A 17,748-nucleotide genomic window follows, 5' to 3' on the forward strand; every position below is an offset into this window, starting at 1 on the left:
CCCCCCCCCCACCCCCCCCCCTTCCGATCTGTCCCGCTCCTTCGACCCGGCGGCCCCCGACGGCGCCGAGGTCCCCGACCCCTACTACGGCGGCGACGAGGGCTTCGTGGAAGTCCTCGCGCTGGTCGAGGCGGCCGCCGAGGGCGTGGCCGACCACATCGCCGATGAGATCGGCTGAGGACCTCGGCGCGTCCCACGGGTGGCGGCTGCAGCGGGGCGTGCTCGACGACGGGCGCGTGGTCTTCGCCAAGATCGGGGCCGTTTCTCCGGTGTTCACCTCCGAGGCGGCCGGGCTGCGCTGGCTCGGCGAGGCAGTCACGGTCCCCGAGGTGATCGAGGCCGCCGACGACCGGCTCGTGCTGTCATGGGTGGAGGAGGAGCCGCCCACCGCCGGGGCCGCCGAACGCTTCGGGCGCGACCTGGCCCGCATGCACCGCGCCGGGGCGCCCGCCTTCGGCGCGCCCTGGCCGGGCTTCATCGCCGAGCTGCCCATGGACAACTCGGCTGCGCCCGACTGGCCGTCCTTCTACGCCACCCGCCGCGTCCTGCCGTTCGTACGGCGGGCGCGGCTCGCTTCACGGGACGTTCATCTGATCGAGCGCGCCGTCGAGCGGTTCGGCGAGGTCGCCGGTGCGCCCGAGCCGCCCGCGCGCATCCACGGCGACCTGTGGAGCGGCAACCTGCTGTGGTCGGCGGGCACCGGCGTGCTCGTCGACCCGGCGGCGCACGGCGGGCACCGCGAGACCGATCTGGCCATGCTCGCCCTGTTCGGCGCCCCGTACCTGGACCGGATCCTCGGCGCCTACCGCGAGGAGGCGCCGCTCGCCGACGGCTGGCGGGAGCGGGTGTCGCTGCACCAGCTCCACCCGCTGCTCGTGCACGTCGTGCTGTACGGCGGCGCGTACCGCGACGGGCTGATGGCGGCCGTCAGGAACGTGCTGGCGCTGTGAGGCGGTGGATGACCTCGTCGTGCAGGAGGCCGTTCGTGCACACCAGGCTGCCGCCCTCCATGCCGCGCACTCCCGACACGTCGGTCCAGCGGCCGCCCGCCTCCTCGACGATCACCGTCAGCGCCGCCATGTCCCACGGCGACAGCTCCGGCTCGGCCGACACGTCCACCGAGCCCTCGGCGACCATCATGTGCGACCAGAAGTCTCCGTACGCCCGCGTCCGCCAGCAGGCGCCGCCCAGGTCCAGGAAGTTGTCCAGGCGGCCGATCTTCTCCCAGCCGCCGAAGCTGGAGTAGGAGAACGAGGCGTCCTCCAGCGTCGAGACCTGCGACACGCGCATCCGGCTCGCCTTGGTCAGGCTCTTGCCGGTCCACGCGCCGCCCCCGGCCGCCGCCCACCACCTGCGGCCCAGCGCCGGGGCCGACACCAGGCCGACGACGACCTTGCCGTACTCCATCAGCGCGATCAGCGTCGCCCACACCGGGACGCCGCGCACGTAGTTCTTCGTGCCGTCGATGGGGTCGATGATCCACGACCTGGCGCCCCAGCCGGTCTCGCCGTACTCCTCGCCCACGACCGCGTCACGCGGCCTGGCTCGGCGCAGCGTGCCCCGGATCGCCTCCTCCACGGCCCGGTCGGCGTCGCTGACCGGAGTCAGGTCGGGCTTCGTCTCGACCTTGAGGTCGACCGCCTTGAACCGGCGCATGGTCAGGTCGTCGGCGGCGTCCGCCATGACATGCGCGAGGCGTAGATCGTCGTTGTAACCCTGCACGGACAGCCACGCTACCGTGCCGGGTATGCCGAGCATCAGGCGACGGGCGCGCCTTTTCTGGTAAGTCCCGTTCCAGGCGTGGGTCTTGTGGTTACCGGCCAGTAGGGTAAGAGGTATGTCACTCGACGTCGGCGACCTGCTGCTCCAGACGGTGCCCTTCGCCCGCACCCTCGGCATCACGTTCTCCTCGACCGGCGACGGCCGCGCCACCTGCGTGCTGCCTGACCGGCCGGACCTGCACAACCACATCGGCGGACCGCACGCCGGAGCCATGTTCACGCTCGCCGAGTCGGCGTCCGGCGCCGCCATGCTGTCGGTGTTCGGCGACCAGCTCGACCGGGCCGTCCCGCTCGTCGCCACCTCCGCCGTCCGCTACGTCAAGCTCGCCAAGGGCGAGATCACCGCCGAGGCGCACCTGCAGGCCGAACGCGCGGACGTCGTGGCCCGGCTCGACGCGGGCGAGCGGGCCGAGTTCGGCGTCGAGGTCGACGTGCGCGACGCCGGCGGCACCACCGTCGCCACCCTCACCGTCACCTGGACCCTCCGGCCGAACCGCGCCTGACCGGCTCTCCGCCGTCAGGCCGGGTCGTCCGGAGCTCCCTCGCGGCTGGAGAGCAGACGGCGCAACGACTCCAGCCGCGCCGGATCGGCGTGCCCCTGCGCTGCCCAGGCGTCCAGCGCACAGCCGTCGGCCAGATGCGTGCACCCCTTCGGGCAGGCGACCGTGCCCTCCACCAGGTCGGGGAACGACGCCAGCACCGTCTCCACGGACACGTGCGCCAGGCCGAAACTCCGCACCCCCGGCGTGTCGATGATCCAGCCGCCCTCCGGCAGCTCCAGCGCCACGGCCGACGTGGACGTGTGCCGCCCCCGGCCCGTCACGGCGTTGACATGCGACACCGCGCGGTTCGCGTCCGGGACGAGGCTGTTGACCAGCGTCGACTTGCCCACCCCCGAATGCCCCACCAGCACGCTGATCCGGCCCGTCAGCAGCTCGCGCAACTCGTCCAGCGCCCCGCCCTTGCGCACCACCACATGCGGGACCCCCAGCGGCTCGTACAGCGCCACCAGCTCGTCCGGCGGCGCCAGGTCCGACTTCGTCAGGCACAGCAGCGCGTCGATCTCCGCGTCGAACGCCGCCACCAGCATGCGGTCGATCATGCGCGGCCGGGGCGGCGGATCGGCCAGCGCCGTCACGATCACCAGCTGATCGGCGTTCGCCACCACCGGCCGCTCGATCCCGTCCGTGTCGTCCGTGTCGTCCGCCGAACGCCGCAGCATCGACGTCCGCGGCTCCACCCGGACCACCCGGGCCAGCGTGTCAGGCTGCCCCGACACGTCGCCCACCAGCGCCACCCGGTCGCCGACCACGATCCCCTTACGGCCCAGCTCCCGCGCCTTCATGGCCACGACCAGCCGGGACGCCTGCTGCCTGCGCTTGGCCGCCGAGCCCTTGGCCCGCTCCGGCTCCACCAGCGTCGTGTAGCGGCCCCGGTCCACGGCGACCACGAACCCCTCAACGGCATCCTCGTGCGCAGGCCGAATCCGGGTCCGCGGCCTCGAACCCTTGCCCGGCCTGACCCGCACGTCGTCCTCGTCGTACTCCCGCTTTCTCAGCGGTCCACTCCCATGTGCTCGCTCGGTCCTCGTCCGCCGTCGCCCCTCACGGGCGCCCGGCCCACTGCGGACCTATGCCCGCTCCACACCCGGTATCCCCCGGGAACGGCATCCCCCACCGTAACCACCCCCACTGCGGGGAAGCAGCCCCACACCACGGCGACGAAGCCCCGCCCGCCCGGGGCCGCGCGCCCCCACCCGAAGGCCCCAGCCGGCGCAACCGGCCGGCACGGCGATCCGCCCGTCCGGGGCCGCGCGTCCCGCCTGAAGGCCCCAGCGGGCGCAATCCGCCCGTACGGCGCTCTGCCCGCACGGTCCAGGCAGCCTCTTGTACGGGGTGTCGCTCGCCGGGGTGGGGCGCCCGCGGGCGCGCTACCCGGGCGGGCCGGAGCGTGGTCATGCGGGGGCGTTCTCGGGCTCCGGTAGGCGGGCATGGTGCTGGGCGTGGGCGGCCGCCCGGTCATCGGGGGGCCAGCATGGTGGTCCACATCTGGGCGAACTCCGGCAGGGTCTTGGCGGTCGTGGCGATGTTCTCGACCTCGATGCCCGGGACCGCGAGGCCGATGACGGCGCCGGCCGTGGCCATGCGGTGGTCGTCGTAGCTGTGGAAGGTGCCGCCGTGCAGGGGCCGGGGCCGGACGACGAGGCCGTCGTCGGTCTCCTCGGCGTCGCCGCCCAGGGCGTTGATCTCGGTGACGAGGGCGGCGAGCCGGTTGGTCTCGTGGCCGCGCAGGTGGGCGATGCCGCGCAGGCGGGTGGGGGAGACGGCCAGGGCGGCCAGGGCGGCGATCGTCGGGGTGAGCTCGCCGACCGCGCGCAGGTCGGCGTCGATGCCGCGGATCTCACCGGTGCCGGTGACGACCAGGTCGTCGACGCCGCCGGACGGGGCGCCTCCCCAGGCCACCCGGGCGCCCATGTCGGTGAGCAGGGTGCGCAGGGCGTCGCCCGGCTGCGTGGTCCTGAGCGGCCAGTGCGGGACGGTGACCGTGCCGCCGGTGACGAGGGCGGCCGACAGGAACGGGGCGGCGTTGGACAGATCGGGCTCCACCACCCAGTCGCGGGCCGCGATGGGGCCGGGCTCGACGCGCCACACGTCGGGCTCGCTGTCGTCGACGCGGACGCCCGCCTCGCGCAGCATGTGGATCGTCATCTCGATGTGCGGCTGGGACGGGACCGGCGGGCCGACGTGGCGGATCGTGACGCCCTTGCCGAACCGGGCGGCCGTCAGCAGCAGCCCGGAGACGAACTGCGAGGAGGCCGAGGCGTCGAGCGTGACCTCGCCGCCGGTCAGGGGGCCGTGGACGGTGAACGGCAGCGCGTCGTTGTCGACGCGGGCGCCGAGGGCGCGCAGGGCGTCGAGGATGGGCCCCATCGGGCGCTTGCGGGCGTGCGGGTCGCCGTCGAAGGAGACCGGGCCGTCGGCGAGCGCGGCCATCGGGGGGACGAAACGCATGACCGTGCCCGCGAGGCCGGCGTCGATGGAGGCGCCCGCGCGTACGGGGCCGGGCGTCACCTGCCAGTCGACGCTGGACGGGGTCTCGGCCGTGGCCGTGAGCGTGGCGCCCAGGGCGCGCAGGGCCGCCGCCATCAGATCGGCGTCACGGCTGCGGAGCGCCTGGCGTACGGAACCGGGGCCGTCGGCGAGCGCGGCGAGCAGGAGGGCGCGGTTGGTCACCGACTTGGACCCGGGCAGCGGGACGGTCGCGACGACGGGTGCGGTGGCGAGCGGGGCGGGCCAGTGCGCGTTGGGCATGGCCAAAGACTACTGGCCCCGCGTGCGGGGGAGCGGTGCCCTGTGGACAAGCAGGGGGGCGCCTGTGGACGAGCGACTCGGAGGACTTCCGGCGCGGGTTCGCACCTGCACGCGAAAGGCGTACGTGGCAGTGTGAGGGCATGTGCGGGAGATACGCGTCGGCGCGGGACAAGCACCAGCTGCTGGAGGAGTTCCAGGTGGAGCTGGACGCCGAGCCGGACAAGGAACTGGCGCCCGACTACAACGTGGCGCCGACGAAGAACGTCTACGCCGTGCTCAGCCGGGTCCCGAAGGACGCCGAGCGGGCGGTGCGGCAGTTGCGGGTCGTGAAGTGGGGGCTGGTGCCGGCCTGGGCGAAGGATCCGTCCGTGGGGTCACGGATGATCAACGCCAGGATCGAGACCGTGGCGGAGAAGCCGTCCTACCGGCAGGCGTTCGCCAAGCGGCGCTGCCTGCTCCCGGCCGACGGCTACTTCGAGTGGATGCCGGTCGAGGGTGACAAGAAGAAGAAACAGCCGTACTTCATCCATCCGGCCGACGGCGGGGTGCTGGCGATGGCGGGGCTGTACGAGTTCTGGAAGGACCCCTCGCGCGACGACGACGATCCGCTGAAGTGGCTGGTCACGTGCACGGTGATCACCACGGACGCGGAGGACGAGCTGGGGCGCATCCATGACCGGATGCCGATGATGATCGAGCCGGAGCGGTGGGCCGAATGGCTCGACCCGAAGCTGACCGACACGAAGGCGGCCTCGGGGCTGCTGGTGCCGGCCGATCCCGGGCGGCTGACCGCGCATCCGGTCAGCACCGAGGTCAACAACGTCCGCAACAATGGCCCGGACCTCATCAAGCCCTTGCCCGAAGGGGATTCGTAAAGGTGTAAGAAGCGCGTGTAGTGGGCATCCGGTGAGGAAAGCTTTACATCCGTTCACACGGAATCACCCCTATACAAACAGCGCCGGGCGGGATTACCGGGGATCTTTCCGCCGCGGGTTGCCCTCACTTTCCCGGAGGTGCGGATTCGTGGACGTCACGACCGCTCGTGAGCGGCTGGAAGAGATGCTGGCAGAGCTGGATCGGTCGATCGCGGTGCTCCAGGGCGATCCGGTGGCGATCCGCGAGCGTTCGGCGGCCGACGCGGGCGCGGACCTGACCGACGCCGACCGCGCGCAGGCCATGGTGGCCGTGGCCACCACGCAGCGCCGGGCGGTCGTCGAGGCGCTCAAGCGCCTGGACGAGGGCACCTACGGCAAGTGCGTCGACTGCGCCAGCCCGGTGCCCGAGGGCCGCCTGGAGGCGCGCCCCGAGGCCGCCCGGTGCGTGCAGTGCCAGGGCAAGCGGGAGCGCCGGGGCCGCTAGCCGTCGCCCGCTGGCGCTCCGCTCTTGCGGGCGCTGGCCACCAGGTGGATGCCCACCGTGTCGTCGTCGGCGGGCTTGGCCTCCAGCTCGGTGCGCACGAGGTAGGCGAGGGTCCGCGTGTCGCCGCCGAGCACGTGGTCGACCGTCGACGGCGACAGCACCGTGCGCGGGCGCATCCACTCCACCTCCAGCCCGGCGCCGGCCAGCAGCTCGCGCAGCTGGCCGCTGCTGAAGCAGCGGGTGATGCTGCCGTCGGGCCACGGCACGAGCATGACCTCGCCCGTCTGCCGCAGGTGCTGCCACTGGCCCTGCTCGGCCAGGATCGCCATGCCGAGCACGAGCGAGTCGACGCACACCAGCGCCCGCCCGCCGGGGCGCAGCACCCGCGCCACGTCGCTCATCGCCGACTCGGCCATGAGCTCGATCGACATCGCCCGTTCCTCGGCGACGACCGCGTCGACGCTCTCGTCGGGCAGGAAGGACAGGTCGTCGGCGCGTACGTGACGGACGAGGTCGGCGTCGCGCAGCCGGTGGTGCCCCTCGGCGGTGCGGCGGAAGTCGAGCACCTCGATCACCCGGTGGCCGGCCCTGGCCGCGTGCCCGGACCAGCGGCCACGCCCGCCGGACAGGTCGAGGACCACGGAGGGTTCGTCAGGGAGCCATCTGGTGAGCTGTTCGGCGACGACGGCGTGATAGAAGGTCCAGTACGGCCCCAGCGTCCCTGAGCCGTTGAGTTCCTCGGCCGGAATGGGCAGCACACGCGACTCCTGGGTTCCGGAAAATGGCTACCAGCCGGTACGTATGGTTTTCCCCGCACCGGGTTGTTCGTCACCTTCTATCTTGCGGGAACAGACGAAGGCGCGGGTGTGTTGCGACGAGCATGCTCACATTGCTCGACTCCCTCCCCGGTGACCGGCCGGTCGCTGACAAGCGGGTATTCTCCCCTGAGTACGGTGTCCCGCCTCAGCAGGCCACCGGTGATCTTAGGGGGGTGGGCCCGGTGCCCGCGACAGGCGCGGAGACTCTGGAGCAGCGGAGCGAGCGTTTCGAACGCGACGTGATGCCTTATCTCGAGCAGCTCTACTCGGCCGCCCTCCGGATGACCCGAAACCCGGCGGACGCGGAGGACCTGCTGCAGGAGACCTTCGCGAAGGCGTTCGCGTCGTTCCATCAGTTCCAGCAGGGCACCAACCTCAAGGCGTGGCTCTACCGGATCCTGACGAACACGTTCATCAACACCTATCGCAAGAAGCAGCGTGAGCCGAAGCAGTCCGGCACCGAGGAGATCGAGGACTGGCAGCTCGCCCGGGCCGAGTCCCACACTTCGAGCGGCTTGAAGTCCGCCGAGGTGGAGGCGCTGGAGCACCTGCCCGACGGTGACGTCAAGCAAGCACTCGCGGCACTGCCCGAGGAGTTCCGGATCGCGGTCTACCTCGCCGACGTCGAGGGCTTCCCGTACAAGGAGATCGCCGACATCATGGGGACTCCGATCGGCACCGTGATGTCGAGGCTGCACCGTGGGCGCAGGCAGCTCAGAAGCCTCCTTGAGGACTATGCTCGCGAGCGTGGCCTGGTCCCGACGGAGGGATCGAAATGAGCTGTGGCAACCCGCATGACACCGACTGCCGCGAGGTCCTCGACAAGGTCTACGCCTACCTCGACGGCGAGCTGACCGAGCACGACGTGGCGGGCATCCGCGTCCACCTCGACGAGTGCGGTCCCTGCCTCCAGGAGTACGACCTGGACAAGGCGATCAAGCAGATCGTGGCCAAGAAGTGCGGCTGCGATCCGGTCCCGGAAGACCTGCGCGCCAAGGTTCTGGCGCGCATCGCGCAGGTACGGGCGGATCTGGCCGACTAGGATTCCCCCATGCGCGTGCTTGTTACCGGGGGTGCCGGGTTCATCGGGTCCAATCTCGTCGACCGTCTGCTCGCGGGCGGGCACGAGGTGGCCGTGGTCGACGACCTGTCCTCGGGCAGCCGCGACAACCTGGCCTCGGCCGCGCGGAGCGACCGGTTCACGCTGCACGAGCTCGACGTGCGCGACCCCGCGCTGCGGGAGCTGGCCGCCGACCTCCGGCCGGAGGTGATCTGCCATCTGGCCGCGCAGATCAGCGTGCGCAAGAGCGTCGCCGACCCGGTGCACGACGCCAGCCTCAACGTCGAGGGCACCGCGTCGGTGCTGACCGCGGCCCACGAGGGCAGCACCCGCAAGGTGGTGTTCGCCTCGTCCGTCGCGGTCTACGGCCGCCCGGCGACGATCCCGGTGCCGGGTGACGCCCCCACCGACCCGCGCTCCCCGTACGCCGCCTCCAAGCTGAGCGGCGAGACCTACCTGGCGACGTTCCGCGCCCTTTACGGGATCGAGTACACCACGCTGGTGCTGTCCAACGTCTACGGGCCGCGCCAGTCGCCCGAGGGCGAGGCCGGGGTCGTGTCGATCTTCACCGACGGGCTGCTCAACGGCACGCCCACGGTCCTCTACGGCGACGGCACGCAGACCCGCGACTACGTCTACGTCGACGACGTGGTCGACGGCTTCGTCCGGGCGTGCGGCTCCGACGGCAACGGCCGCAGGTTCAACCTCGGCACCGGCATCCAGACCACCGACCGGCGGCTGCACTCGCTGATCGCCGACGCGGCCGGCGCGCCCGACAAGCCCGGGTTCGCGCAGCCGCGCGTGGGTGACCTGCCGGCGATGGCGGTCGACCCGGTGCCCGCGTTCGAGGGGCTGGGCTGGGAGCCGCGCACCGATTTGTCCACTGGTGTGAAGCTCACGGTGGAGTGGGCGCGTAGTCGCCTCCGGTAGTGGCTTGGTTACGCTTTGCTTGCGATTCGTGACTCCGCCCGTACGGGCTGTCCTTCTTCTGTAGCGTGAGCCCCAGGAGTCGACGTGGAGGCGAGTGGATGTTGAAGGCAATGGTCGCCAGGCTGTTCACGGCCGCCGTGCTCATCGCCCCCGTGGTCGCGGTGATCGCGGGCGGAGCGCTGCCGCCAGGGGTTTCCTGGACCTGATGCGCGTGGGGGGCCGCAATGCGTGATCTGCCGTGGCCCGCGAGGGTCTACCTGCTGGGCGTCATCGGCGCCGCGGCGGCCCTCATCGGGCGCAGCGTGGTCACCTCCGGTGCGCTGGTGGCGCCGGACAATCTCGACGTGCTGCTCGTGCTCGTGCTGCTGTTCCTGGTGTGCGAGTCGATGCCGACGCTGCTCAACGTGGAGCAGTTCGCGGTGTCGGTCAGCTTCTCGGCCGCGCTGGCCGCGGTGGTGCTGATCGGCCCGGAGGGGGCGGCGCTCGTCGGGCTCACCGCCGTGCTCAGCGTCCGTCCTGGGCTGCCGCTGATCAAACGGGTGTTCAACGGGGCCCAGTTCGCCATCTGCGGCTTCGCGGCCGGCGGCGTGTACGTGTGGCTCGGCGGCGCGGTCGGCGTGCCCGAGGTCGCCGCCTTCGACGACCTGATCGGCCCCTACGCCGCGGCCACCGCCGTGTTCGTGCCGCTCAACATCCTGCTCACGCTCACCATGATCAGGCTGGCCACCCACGTCAGGGCCGAGGAGGTGCCGCTGCGCGGGCTTGCCCAGTTCCTGCTGTCCTACCTGGGCTACGGCACGTTCGGGCTGCTGGTGGCCGGGCTGTGGGCGACCGTGCAGTCGATCTCGGCCGTGCTCGTGCTGGTGCCGCTGTTCGTCGCGCGCTGGGCCTTCGGCCAGTATCACGCGCAGCAGCGCTCCTACGACGCCACGATGGCCGCCCTGTGCCAGGCCGTGGAGACCAAGGACTACTACACCAGAGGCCACTGCACCCGGGTCTCGCTCGCCTCCACCATGATCGCGCAGGAGGTCGGCATGGGCATGGAACGGCTGCGCGCCATCCGCTACGCCGGCATGCTGCACGACGTGGGCAAGCTCGGCGTGCCGACCAAGGTGCTGCAGAAGGACGGGCCGCTGACCGAGGAGGAGTTCGCCGCGATCCAGCTCCATCCGATGCGCGGGCTGGAGATCGTGCAGGGCATCGACTTCCTCGACGAGGCGTTCGCCGGGATCATGCACCACCACGAGCGCCACGACGGCAAGGGCTATCCGATGGGGCTGGCCGCCGACGAGATCCCGGAGTTCGCCCGGATCATCGCCGTGGCCGACGCGTTCGACTCGATGACCTCCGACCGCTCCTACCGGGGCGCCCGGCCGGTCGAGGTGGCGGTGGAGGAGCTGCGCAAGGGCGCCGGCACCCAGTTCGACCCGGTCATGGTGGCCGCGTTCGTCAAGGCGCTGGAGCACAACCCGTGGCAGCCGCCGCGCCGCGTCGACCCGCCGACGCCCGAGGACGCCGAGACGCACATCAAGGACCATGACGACCCGACGATGCCCATCGAAGTGGTGACGGGGCAGTGACCTACCAGCGGCTGGGCACCGGCCGGCTTCTCCTCGTCGGCGCGGCCGGGCTCGTCTCCGTGGCCGGGATCGCGCACACCTCGGCCGTCGGGCTCGACCGGCCGGAGATCGCGGTCGGGTTCGGCGCGCTGATCGCGGTCGGCGAGCTGGCCAGGCTCACCATGCCGGGCAACCGCGAGGTCGCCCCGATCGGCGCCGCCGCCGCGCTCGGCTACACGCTGCTGCTCGACCTCAGCCAGGTCCCGCTGCGCCACTCCGCGCTCCAGGTCGTGGCCGTGATCGCGGTCGGCATGATCGCGGGCGCGCTGCCCCACCTGGCCGTCGGGCGTCCGCCGCGCCTCGACGCCATGGCCCGCCGCCTGCTCACCGCCGCGCTGCTGGCTTTCGCCTTCCGCCCGCTGGCCGACCCCCTCTACCGGCTCACCCAGGGCGAGTCGGGCACGTGGTGGCCGGCTCTCGGCCTGATGGTGGCGCTCACCAGCCTCTCGCTGCTGATCGACGTGGTGGTCGCCGCGATGCTGCGGGCCGAGGAGATGCGCACCGCGTTCCGGGTGGCCGTGCGCGACGAGATCAACGTCGCCTTCCCGCTCGGGGTCGCCGTCGCCTCCTCCGGCGTGCTGCTCGCGCTGGCCACCCACAGCATGGACCTGGTGGCGCTGCTCGTTTTCGCGGCCCCGCTGCTCGTCACCCAGGTGGCCTTCCGCAAGTACGCCGGCATCCGGGCCACCTACCTGCAGACCGTGCGCGCCCTGTCGCGGGTCACCGAGGTCGGCGGCTACGTCGAGCCCGGCCACTCGCGCCGGGTCAGCCGCCTGGCCGTGGCGATCGGCAGGGAGCTGGGCATGGCCGAGCCGGAGCTGCTGGAGCTGGAGTACGCCGCGCTCATGCACGACATCGGCCAGCTCTCGCTGCGCGACCCGATCCCCGGCGGCGCGACCGTCCTGACCGACCCCGAGCAGGCGCGCAGCATCGCCGAGCTGGGCGCCGAGGTGATCAGGCAGACCGGCGTGCTCGACCGGGTGGCCGATCTGGTCAGCCGCCAGTGCGACCCGGTGAGCGAGGACCCGCCGCTGTCGAGCCGCATCATCAAGGTGGCCAACGCCTACGACGACCTGCTCGGCGGCTCGACCGACCGCGACCGCGCGGGCGCCGCCCTGGAGCGGCTCAGGCTCGCCGCCGGCACCGCGTACGATGCGGAGGCGGTCGAGGCGCTGGCCCGCGTCACCGGCCGCACGGCCCTGCGGCGCTGACGGCGGGGTTTTCGGTCCTGTAGATTCCCGCACTACGGCCCCTTCGCGCACGTGCCACGGCGCTGTAGGTCCTCGCAGTACGGTGCGCCCGCTCACGGGTTTCGGCACTGCCTCATTTGTAGGAAACCTACAGATCCGATTGTCCGGATCGGTGGTTTCGGGGGAAAGGGCTGGCGGCCCCGGCGGTCGTAGGGTTGGCGACGTGCTTAATGAGACGCTCGGACCCGTCCTGATCGCCAACCGAGGGGAGATCGCGCGCCGGATCATCCGCACGGTCCAGCGGCTGGGCCTGCGCGCCATAGCGGTCCACTCCGAGGCCGACGCCGACCTGCCGTACGTGCGCGAGGCCGACGAGGCCGTGCTGATCGGGCCGGCCAACCCCGCGCAGAGCTACCTCGACCCGGTCAAGGTGCTGGAGGCGGCCCGCGCCACGGGCGCCCGGGCGATCCACCCCGGCTACGGGTTCCTGGCCGAGAACGCGGGCTTCGCCGAGGCCGTCATCGCCGCGGGCATGGTGTGGATCGGCCCCGCCCCCGAGGCCATCGACCGGATGGGCGACAAGATCAACGCCCGTAACCTCATGGAGGACGCCGGCGTCCCGGTGGCCGCCGGCACCCGTGAGCCCGTCACCGACCTGGGCCTGGCCATGACGGCGGCCAAGGAGATCGGCTATCCCGTCATGGTCAAGACCGCCGGAGGCGGCGGCGGGATCGGCATGAGCGTCGCGCATGACGACGACGAGCTGGCCAAGGCGTTCGACCAGGCGTCCCGGGCGGCGCTGCGGTTCGCGGCGGCTGCGGCGGCGGGCGGCGCGGGCGACGTGCTCGCCGGTCCGGCCATCCTGCTGGAGCGCTACATCGAGCGGGCCCGCCACGTCGAGGTGCAGATCCTCGGCCGCCCCGACGGCACCGTCGTGGCGCTGGGCGAGCGCGACTGCTCGGTGCAGCGCCGCCACCAGAAGGTCGTGGAGGAGACGCCGTCGCCCGGCATCACGCCCGAGCTGCGCGAGCGCATGCTGGCCGCGGCCGTGCGCGCCGGCGAGGCCGTCGGCTATCTCGGCGCCGGCACCGTGGAGTGCCTGGTCGACGCCGACGCCCAGGACTTCGTCTTCCTGGAGATGAACACCCGGCTCCAGGTGGAGCACCCGGTCACCGAGCTCGTCACCGGCCTCGACCTGGTCGAGCTGCAGCTGCGGGTCGCCGCCGGGGAGAGCCCCGAGATCACGCCCGAGGTCAGCGGGCACGCCATCGAGTTCCGCGTGTACGCCGAGGACCCCAAGCGGTTCTTCCCCGGACCTGGCAAGATCACCGCATGGACCGAGCCCGCGGGCGACGGCGTGCGCGTCGACTCGGGCTACGAGTCGGGCAACACGGTCACCCCGTTCTACGACCCGCTCATGGCCAAGCTCTGCGTGCACGGCGCCACCCGCGCCGAGGCGCTGGAGCGGGCCCGCGAGGCGGTGGCCGGGTTCACCGTCGAGGGGCCCAAGAACAACCTGCCGTTCTGCGCGGAGCTGCTGGACAACGACGAGTTCGTCACCGGCGACTATGACACGGGCCTGGTAGGGCGGATGCGCGCCAAGCGTGCGTAAGACTGTTGGATCATTGGAAGAGGGGAGTCGCGGTGGCTGAGGTCCGAGCTGAGATGGTGGCGAACGTGTGGAAGGTCGTCGTCCGGGAGGGCGACGAGGTTTCCGACGGTGACACGCTGGTCATCCTGGAGTCGATGAAGATGGAGATCCCGGTGCTCGCCGAGGACGACGGCGTGGTGGCCCAGCTCAAGGTGGCCGAGGGCGACGTGATCCAGGAAGGCGACCTGATCGCCGTCATCGAGTGACGCGCGCCAGAAACCTCTCGCGGTCGACGACGACGCGCTCGATCACGCCTCTGGCGACGAGCGCGTGTTTGTCGCTGGCCTGGAAGCCGAAGACCAGCCGCCTGCCGTCGACCTCGGTCAGCTCCACGCCGATGCTCACGTGGGCGCCGACGGGGCTGGCCGCCAGGTGTTCGAGCTCGACCCGGGTGCCGACCGACGTCTCGCCCGGCTTGAGGTGCGGGGCCGCGGCCTGGAGGGTCGCCTGCTCGGCCAGCGCCAGCAGGCGCGGCGTGGCGAGCACGGGCACGTCGCCGCTGCCGATCTTCTCGGCGGTGTCGCTCCGCTCGACCATGGTGAGCAGCTGGGAGCGGAGACCCGGAGCGAGCGTCATGCCGTCAGCTTAGTGTGGCGCGGTGATCTGTCCGAAACCGGGACAAGCAGGGTTCGCAGGCCGCAGGATAGGGTGGGACAACTTGTGGCATTTGTGTGGCGTGTGAGGAATGGGAGTCGTACACTCTCCGAGTTCCGTGACCTCCGTGTGACCGCACCGCGACACAAGTTCGCTTTGTTGAGAACCCTGGGGTGGGAGAGGGTCTAGAGGCAGGGGGTAGCGGGGGAGTCATGGTGGCCCAAGGGACGACGCTTGCGGGGCGGTATCGCCTGGATACCCGCATCGGCGCCGGAGGAATGGGCGAGGTTTGGCGCGGCGAAGACACCGTCCTCGCGCGGACCGTCGCCGTCAAGGTGCTGCTCCCGGGCCGTATGCAGGACCCCGGTTTCCTCGCCCGCTTCCAGGGGGAAGCGCGCGCGATGGCGACGATCAACCACCCCGGCGTGGTCGACGTCTACGACTACGGGGTCAGCGGCGACACCGTCTACCTGGTGATGAAGTTCGTCGACGGCGAACCGCTCGACCGCCTGCTGGGCCGGCTCGGCCGGATCTCGCCGCAGCCCGCCATGGAGCTCATCGCCCAGGCCGCCTCGGCGCTCCAGGCCGTGCACGACCAGGGCATCGTGCACCGCGACGTCAAGCCGGGCAACCTGCTGGTGCAGCGCGACGGCACGCTCGTCATCACCGACTTCGGCATCGCCCGCTCCGACCTGGCCAACCGGCTCACCGACGCCGGCATGGTGCTCGGCACCGCCGCCTACTGCGCGCCCGAGCAGGCCGAGGGCGCCCCGGTCACGCCGGCCGTCGACATCTACGCGCTCGGCGTCGTCGCCTACGAGTGCCTGGCCGGTCAGCGGCCGTTCGACGGCGACAGCCCGGTCACGATCGCGCTCAAGCACATCCGCGAGGCGCCGCCGCCGCTGCCGCCCGACATCCCCGGGCCGGTGCGCGCGCTGGTCGAGCGGGCCCTGTCGAAGGACCCGGCGCGGCGCTTCCCCAGCGCCAGGGCGATGAGCGACGCGGCCCGCATGGTCGCCACCGGCGAGATCCCGATGACCCAGGCGGCCCTGCCGACCACCGGCGCCACCATGGCCCCGCCGCCCGAGGCGTATCAGACGGGCGCGGTGCAGGCTCCTCCCGAGGCCACGACCGTGGCGGGCCAGCGCCAGGGCAGCCGGCGCGCGGCCAAGGCCCCGCGCCGGGGCGGCCTGGTGGCCGGGCTCGCCGCCGTGCTGGTCCTCGGCGTGGGCGCGGGCGCGGTCGCACTGACCAACATGAGCGCCGAGGGCGACCGGATCGCCCAGCCGACCCCGACGCCGACGGTCACCGAGTCCAAGCCTAAGAAGCCGACGGAGAAGCCGACGAGGACCCCCCGGGTGAGGCCGTCGACCAAGCCGCCGAGGGATCAGTCGATCGGCGACAAGACGACGCCCACCCCCGAGGAGACCGAGCCCACCGAGTCTCCGACCCCGACTCCCACGCCCACCCCGACGAAGACGAACACGAAGTCCCCCTCGCCGACGCCCAAGCCGAAGAAGGAGGTGCCGTACATCGTCAACATGCCTTACCCGCAGGCCGTGGCCAAGATCAAGCAGGCCGGGTTCGGGTTCAAGGCCGACGACCAGACCGACGGCACCCTGCCCGACATGTGCAAGATGATCGGCCAGAGCTTCCCCAACGGCGGCGAGATGCTGGAGGTGGGCAAGACGGTCGAGGCGGTGCTGATCCCCACCCCGACCTGTAACACGCCCACCCCGACCGTGACCGCCACGACCACGGTCAAGCCGTAGTCACACCCCCGTGGTGTTGCGGGGGTAGGCGACCTGCGGGTCGGTCGCGATGTTGACCATGTACGGGATGCCGGAGTCGAAGGCGCGGCGCAGCGCGGGCCCGATCTCCGACGCCTTGGTGACCAGCTCGCCGCCGCCGCCCAGCGCGGTGACCACCTGGTCGTAGCGGCACTGCGGCTGCAGCTCGGCGGCCACGTCGTAGCCGTACAGGAGCTGCATCGGGTGCTTCTCCAGCCCCCAGATGCCGTTGTTGCCGCAGATCATGACGACCGGGAGCCGGTGCCGGACGAGCGTGTCGACGTCCATGAGGGAGAAACCGGCCGCGCCGTCGCCGAGCAGCAGCACCACCTGGGAGGACGGCCTGGCCAGGCGGGCGGCGATGCTGTAGCCGAGTCCGGTGCCGAGGCAGCCGTACGGGCCGGGGTCGAGCCAGTTGCCGGGCCGGCGGGGCTCGACGTACTTGCCCGCGTAGGACACGAAGTCGCCGCCGTCGCCGATCACCACGGCGTCGTCGGCGAGGACCTTGCCGAGCTCGCCGTAGATGCGCATGGGGTGGATCGGGTCGGAGTCGGAGGCGAGCAGGGCGGCGTCGCCGGCGATGGCGGCCGCGGCGGTGTCGGCGAGCGTGCTGACCCAGCTCTCGTAGCGGCTCGGCTTGACGCCGGCTTCGCCGCAGGCCGTGCCGAGGCTCCACAGGACGACCGACAGGTCGCCGGCGGCGGAGGCGACGGGCTTCATGTGGGTGGTGATGCCGGACGGCGCGTCGGCGATGTGCACCACCTTGGCCAGCGGGGCGCCGTCCTTGCCGCCGAACCAGCCGTAGCCGAGGCGGAAGTCGAGCGGGGTGCCGATGACGACGACCAGGTCGGCCTGGGCGAAGGCGAGGCCGCGGGCGCGGGTGACGAGCAGGTCGTGCCCGGCGGGCAGGATGCCGCGGCCCTGGCCGTTGGGGATGACGGGCAGCCGCCAGGTCTCGGCGAAGTCGCGGGCGGCCTCCTCGGCCCGGTCCATCCACACGTCGGACCCGTACACGAGCACGGGCCGCTCGGCCTCGGCGATCAGGGCGGCGATGGCGCGCAGGTCGTCGGGGTCGGGCTCCAGCGGCGACGGCGACTGGGTGCTCGGCTCCGGCACGGGGGCGGGCGAGAACAGGTGGTCCATGTGGACGTCGAGGAAGACGGGGCCGCGGTGCGGCGCGACGGCGGTGCGGAAGGCGGTCTCGACGTCCTGGCCGACGGAGTCGGCGCCGGAGGCGGTGAACGCCAGCTTGGTGATCGGCGTGAACAGCGGCGGGTGGTCCATCTCCTGGAGGGCGCCGCTGCCCCAGCGCGACTGCGGGGCGCGCCCGCCCAGGACGACGACGGGGGAGCCGTTGAAGTGCGCGGTGGCCACGCCGCTGACGCCGTTGGTGATGCCGGGCCCGGCGGTCAGCACCGCCAGGCCGGGGTTGCGGGTCAGCCGGGCGGTGGCCTCCGCGGCGAAGACCGCGCTCTGCTCGTGGCGCACGTCGAGGATGCGCATGCCCTCGTGCTGGGCGCCGTCGTAAAGGGGAAAGACATGCCCGCCCGACAGGGTGAACATGGTCTCGACACCATAGGCCTTGGACACGGCGACAGCGGCGTCACCGGCGTGCTTCGCAGACTCCATGCCGGGAACTTACCAA

General features: G+C 72.0%; 19 protein-coding genes. 13 read left to right on the top strand and 6 right to left on the bottom strand.

Annotation, left to right across the window (positions count from 1 at the left end; all coding sequences use genetic code 11):
• Positions 1-28: 28 nt before the first annotated feature.
• Both KME80_RS53665 and KME80_RS05145 read left to right on the top strand, forming a co-directional pair.
• Positions 29-178, top strand: coding sequence for an arsenate reductase/protein-tyrosine-phosphatase family protein (locus KME80_RS53665; RefSeq protein WP_504739701.1), 150 nt, complete (start codon positions 29-31; stop codon positions 176-178).
• Positions 165-950, top strand: coding sequence for a fructosamine kinase family protein (locus KME80_RS05145; RefSeq protein WP_219500804.1), 786 nt, complete (start codon positions 165-167; stop codon positions 948-950). Before KME80_RS53665 ends, KME80_RS05145 begins: the two co-directional genes overlap by 14 nt.
• On the opposite strand, the gene hisN is transcribed toward KME80_RS05145, so the two are convergent.
• Complete coding sequence (gene hisN, locus KME80_RS05150; RefSeq protein ID WP_219500813.1) at positions 928-1,722, bottom strand: histidinol-phosphatase; 795 nt, start codon at positions 1,720-1,722, stop codon at positions 928-930. The genes KME80_RS05145 and hisN overlap by 23 nt on opposite strands.
• 115 nt (positions 1,723-1,837) lie before the next feature.
• Between hisN and KME80_RS05155 the strand changes: the two genes are divergently transcribed.
• On the top strand, positions 1,838-2,284 hold the full coding sequence (locus KME80_RS05155; RefSeq protein ID WP_219500815.1) for a YiiD C-terminal domain-containing protein: 447 nt from the start codon (positions 1,838-1,840) through the stop codon (positions 2,282-2,284).
• A gap of 14 nt (positions 2,285-2,298) precedes the next feature.
• On the opposite strand, the gene rsgA is transcribed toward KME80_RS05155, so the two are convergent.
• On the bottom strand, positions 2,299-3,339 hold the full coding sequence (gene rsgA, locus KME80_RS05160) for a ribosome small subunit-dependent GTPase A (protein ID WP_219501180.1): 1,041 nt from the start codon (positions 3,337-3,339) through the stop codon (positions 2,299-2,301).
• Positions 3,340-3,799: 460 nt separating this feature from the next.
• A complete protein-coding gene (gene aroA, locus KME80_RS05165) occupies positions 3,800-5,092 on the bottom strand; it encodes a 3-phosphoshikimate 1-carboxyvinyltransferase (protein ID WP_219500818.1) in 1,293 nt (430 codons plus the stop codon).
• Between the two features lie 140 nt (positions 5,093-5,232).
• Between aroA and KME80_RS05170 the strand changes: the two genes are divergently transcribed.
• Entirely contained in the window at positions 5,233-5,967 is a 735-nt protein-coding gene (locus tag KME80_RS05170; RefSeq protein WP_219500820.1) for an SOS response-associated peptidase, read from the top strand.
• A gap of 148 nt (positions 5,968-6,115) precedes the next feature.
• Positions 6,116-6,451, top strand: a complete 336-nt coding sequence (locus KME80_RS05175; protein WP_219500822.1) for a TraR/DksA family transcriptional regulator — start codon at positions 6,116-6,118, stop codon at positions 6,449-6,451.
• On the opposite strand, the gene KME80_RS05180 is transcribed toward KME80_RS05175, so the two are convergent.
• On the bottom strand, positions 6,448-7,209 hold the full coding sequence (locus KME80_RS05180) for a class I SAM-dependent methyltransferase (protein WP_219500824.1): 762 nt from the start codon (positions 7,207-7,209) through the stop codon (positions 6,448-6,450). The two genes, KME80_RS05175 and KME80_RS05180, sit on opposite strands and share 4 nt — an antisense overlap.
• 233 nt (positions 7,210-7,442) lie before the next feature.
• On the opposite strand from KME80_RS05180, the gene KME80_RS05185 reads away from it, so the two are divergent.
• The 7 genes from KME80_RS05185 to KME80_RS05215 all read left to right on the top strand — a co-directional run bounded on the left by KME80_RS05185 (position 7,443) and on the right by KME80_RS05215 (position 13,925).
• The gene (locus KME80_RS05185) at positions 7,443-8,048 is read left to right on the top strand and encodes a sigma-70 family RNA polymerase sigma factor (protein ID WP_219501184.1); all 606 of its coding nucleotides are present in this window, start codon (positions 7,443-7,445) and stop codon (positions 8,046-8,048) included.
• Positions 8,045-8,311, top strand: a complete 267-nt coding sequence (gene rsrA / locus KME80_RS05190; protein ID WP_219500826.1) for a mycothiol system anti-sigma-R factor — start codon at positions 8,045-8,047, stop codon at positions 8,309-8,311. Before KME80_RS05185 ends, rsrA begins: the two co-directional genes overlap by 4 nt.
• 9 nt (positions 8,312-8,320) lie before the next feature.
• Positions 8,321-9,259 carry an NAD-dependent epimerase/dehydratase family protein gene (locus KME80_RS05195; RefSeq protein ID WP_219500828.1) on the top strand — a complete coding sequence of 313 codons (939 nt, stop codon included), beginning with the start codon at positions 8,321-8,323 and terminating at the stop codon, positions 9,257-9,259.
• A gap of 224 nt (positions 9,260-9,483) precedes the next feature.
• Positions 9,484-10,839, top strand: a complete 1,356-nt coding sequence (locus KME80_RS05200; RefSeq protein WP_219500830.1) for an HD-GYP domain-containing protein — start codon at positions 9,484-9,486, stop codon at positions 10,837-10,839.
• Entirely contained in the window at positions 10,836-12,089 is a 1,254-nt protein-coding gene (locus KME80_RS05205; protein WP_219500832.1) for an HD-GYP domain-containing protein, read from the top strand. The genes KME80_RS05200 and KME80_RS05205 overlap by 4 nt, the downstream gene beginning before the upstream one ends.
• A gap of 202 nt (positions 12,090-12,291) precedes the next feature.
• Positions 12,292-13,680 (top strand): acetyl-CoA carboxylase biotin carboxylase subunit, encoded by a 1,389-nt coding sequence (locus tag KME80_RS05210; RefSeq protein ID WP_219500834.1) that lies wholly within the window; start codon positions 12,292-12,294, stop codon positions 13,678-13,680.
• Between the two features lie 32 nt (positions 13,681-13,712).
• A complete protein-coding gene (locus tag KME80_RS05215) occupies positions 13,713-13,925 on the top strand; it encodes a biotin/lipoyl-binding carrier protein (protein WP_156325834.1) in 213 nt (70 codons plus the stop codon).
• On the opposite strand, the gene KME80_RS05220 is transcribed toward KME80_RS05215, so the two are convergent.
• Entirely contained in the window at positions 13,915-14,295 is a 381-nt protein-coding gene (locus tag KME80_RS05220) for a thioesterase family protein (RefSeq protein ID WP_246644102.1), read from the bottom strand. The genes KME80_RS05215 and KME80_RS05220 overlap by 11 nt on opposite strands.
• A 230-nt stretch (positions 14,296-14,525) precedes the next feature.
• Here KME80_RS05220 and KME80_RS05225 point away from each other — a divergent pair, with 230 nt between their 5' ends.
• Complete coding sequence (locus KME80_RS05225) at positions 14,526-16,085, top strand: serine/threonine-protein kinase (RefSeq protein ID WP_219500836.1); 1,560 nt, start codon at positions 14,526-14,528, stop codon at positions 16,083-16,085.
• Here the strand turns inward: KME80_RS05225 and KME80_RS05230 are convergent, their stop codons facing one another.
• Positions 16,086-17,732 (bottom strand): acetolactate synthase, encoded by a 1,647-nt coding sequence (locus KME80_RS05230; protein ID WP_219500838.1) that lies wholly within the window; start codon positions 17,730-17,732, stop codon positions 16,086-16,088. It abuts the gene before it with no gap.
• Positions 17,733-17,748: the final 16 nt, after the last annotated feature.

It is taken from the genome of Nonomuraea ceibae (assembly GCF_019396325.1).
Classification (GTDB): Bacteria; Actinomycetota; Actinomycetes; order Streptosporangiales; family Streptosporangiaceae; genus Nonomuraea; species Nonomuraea ceibae.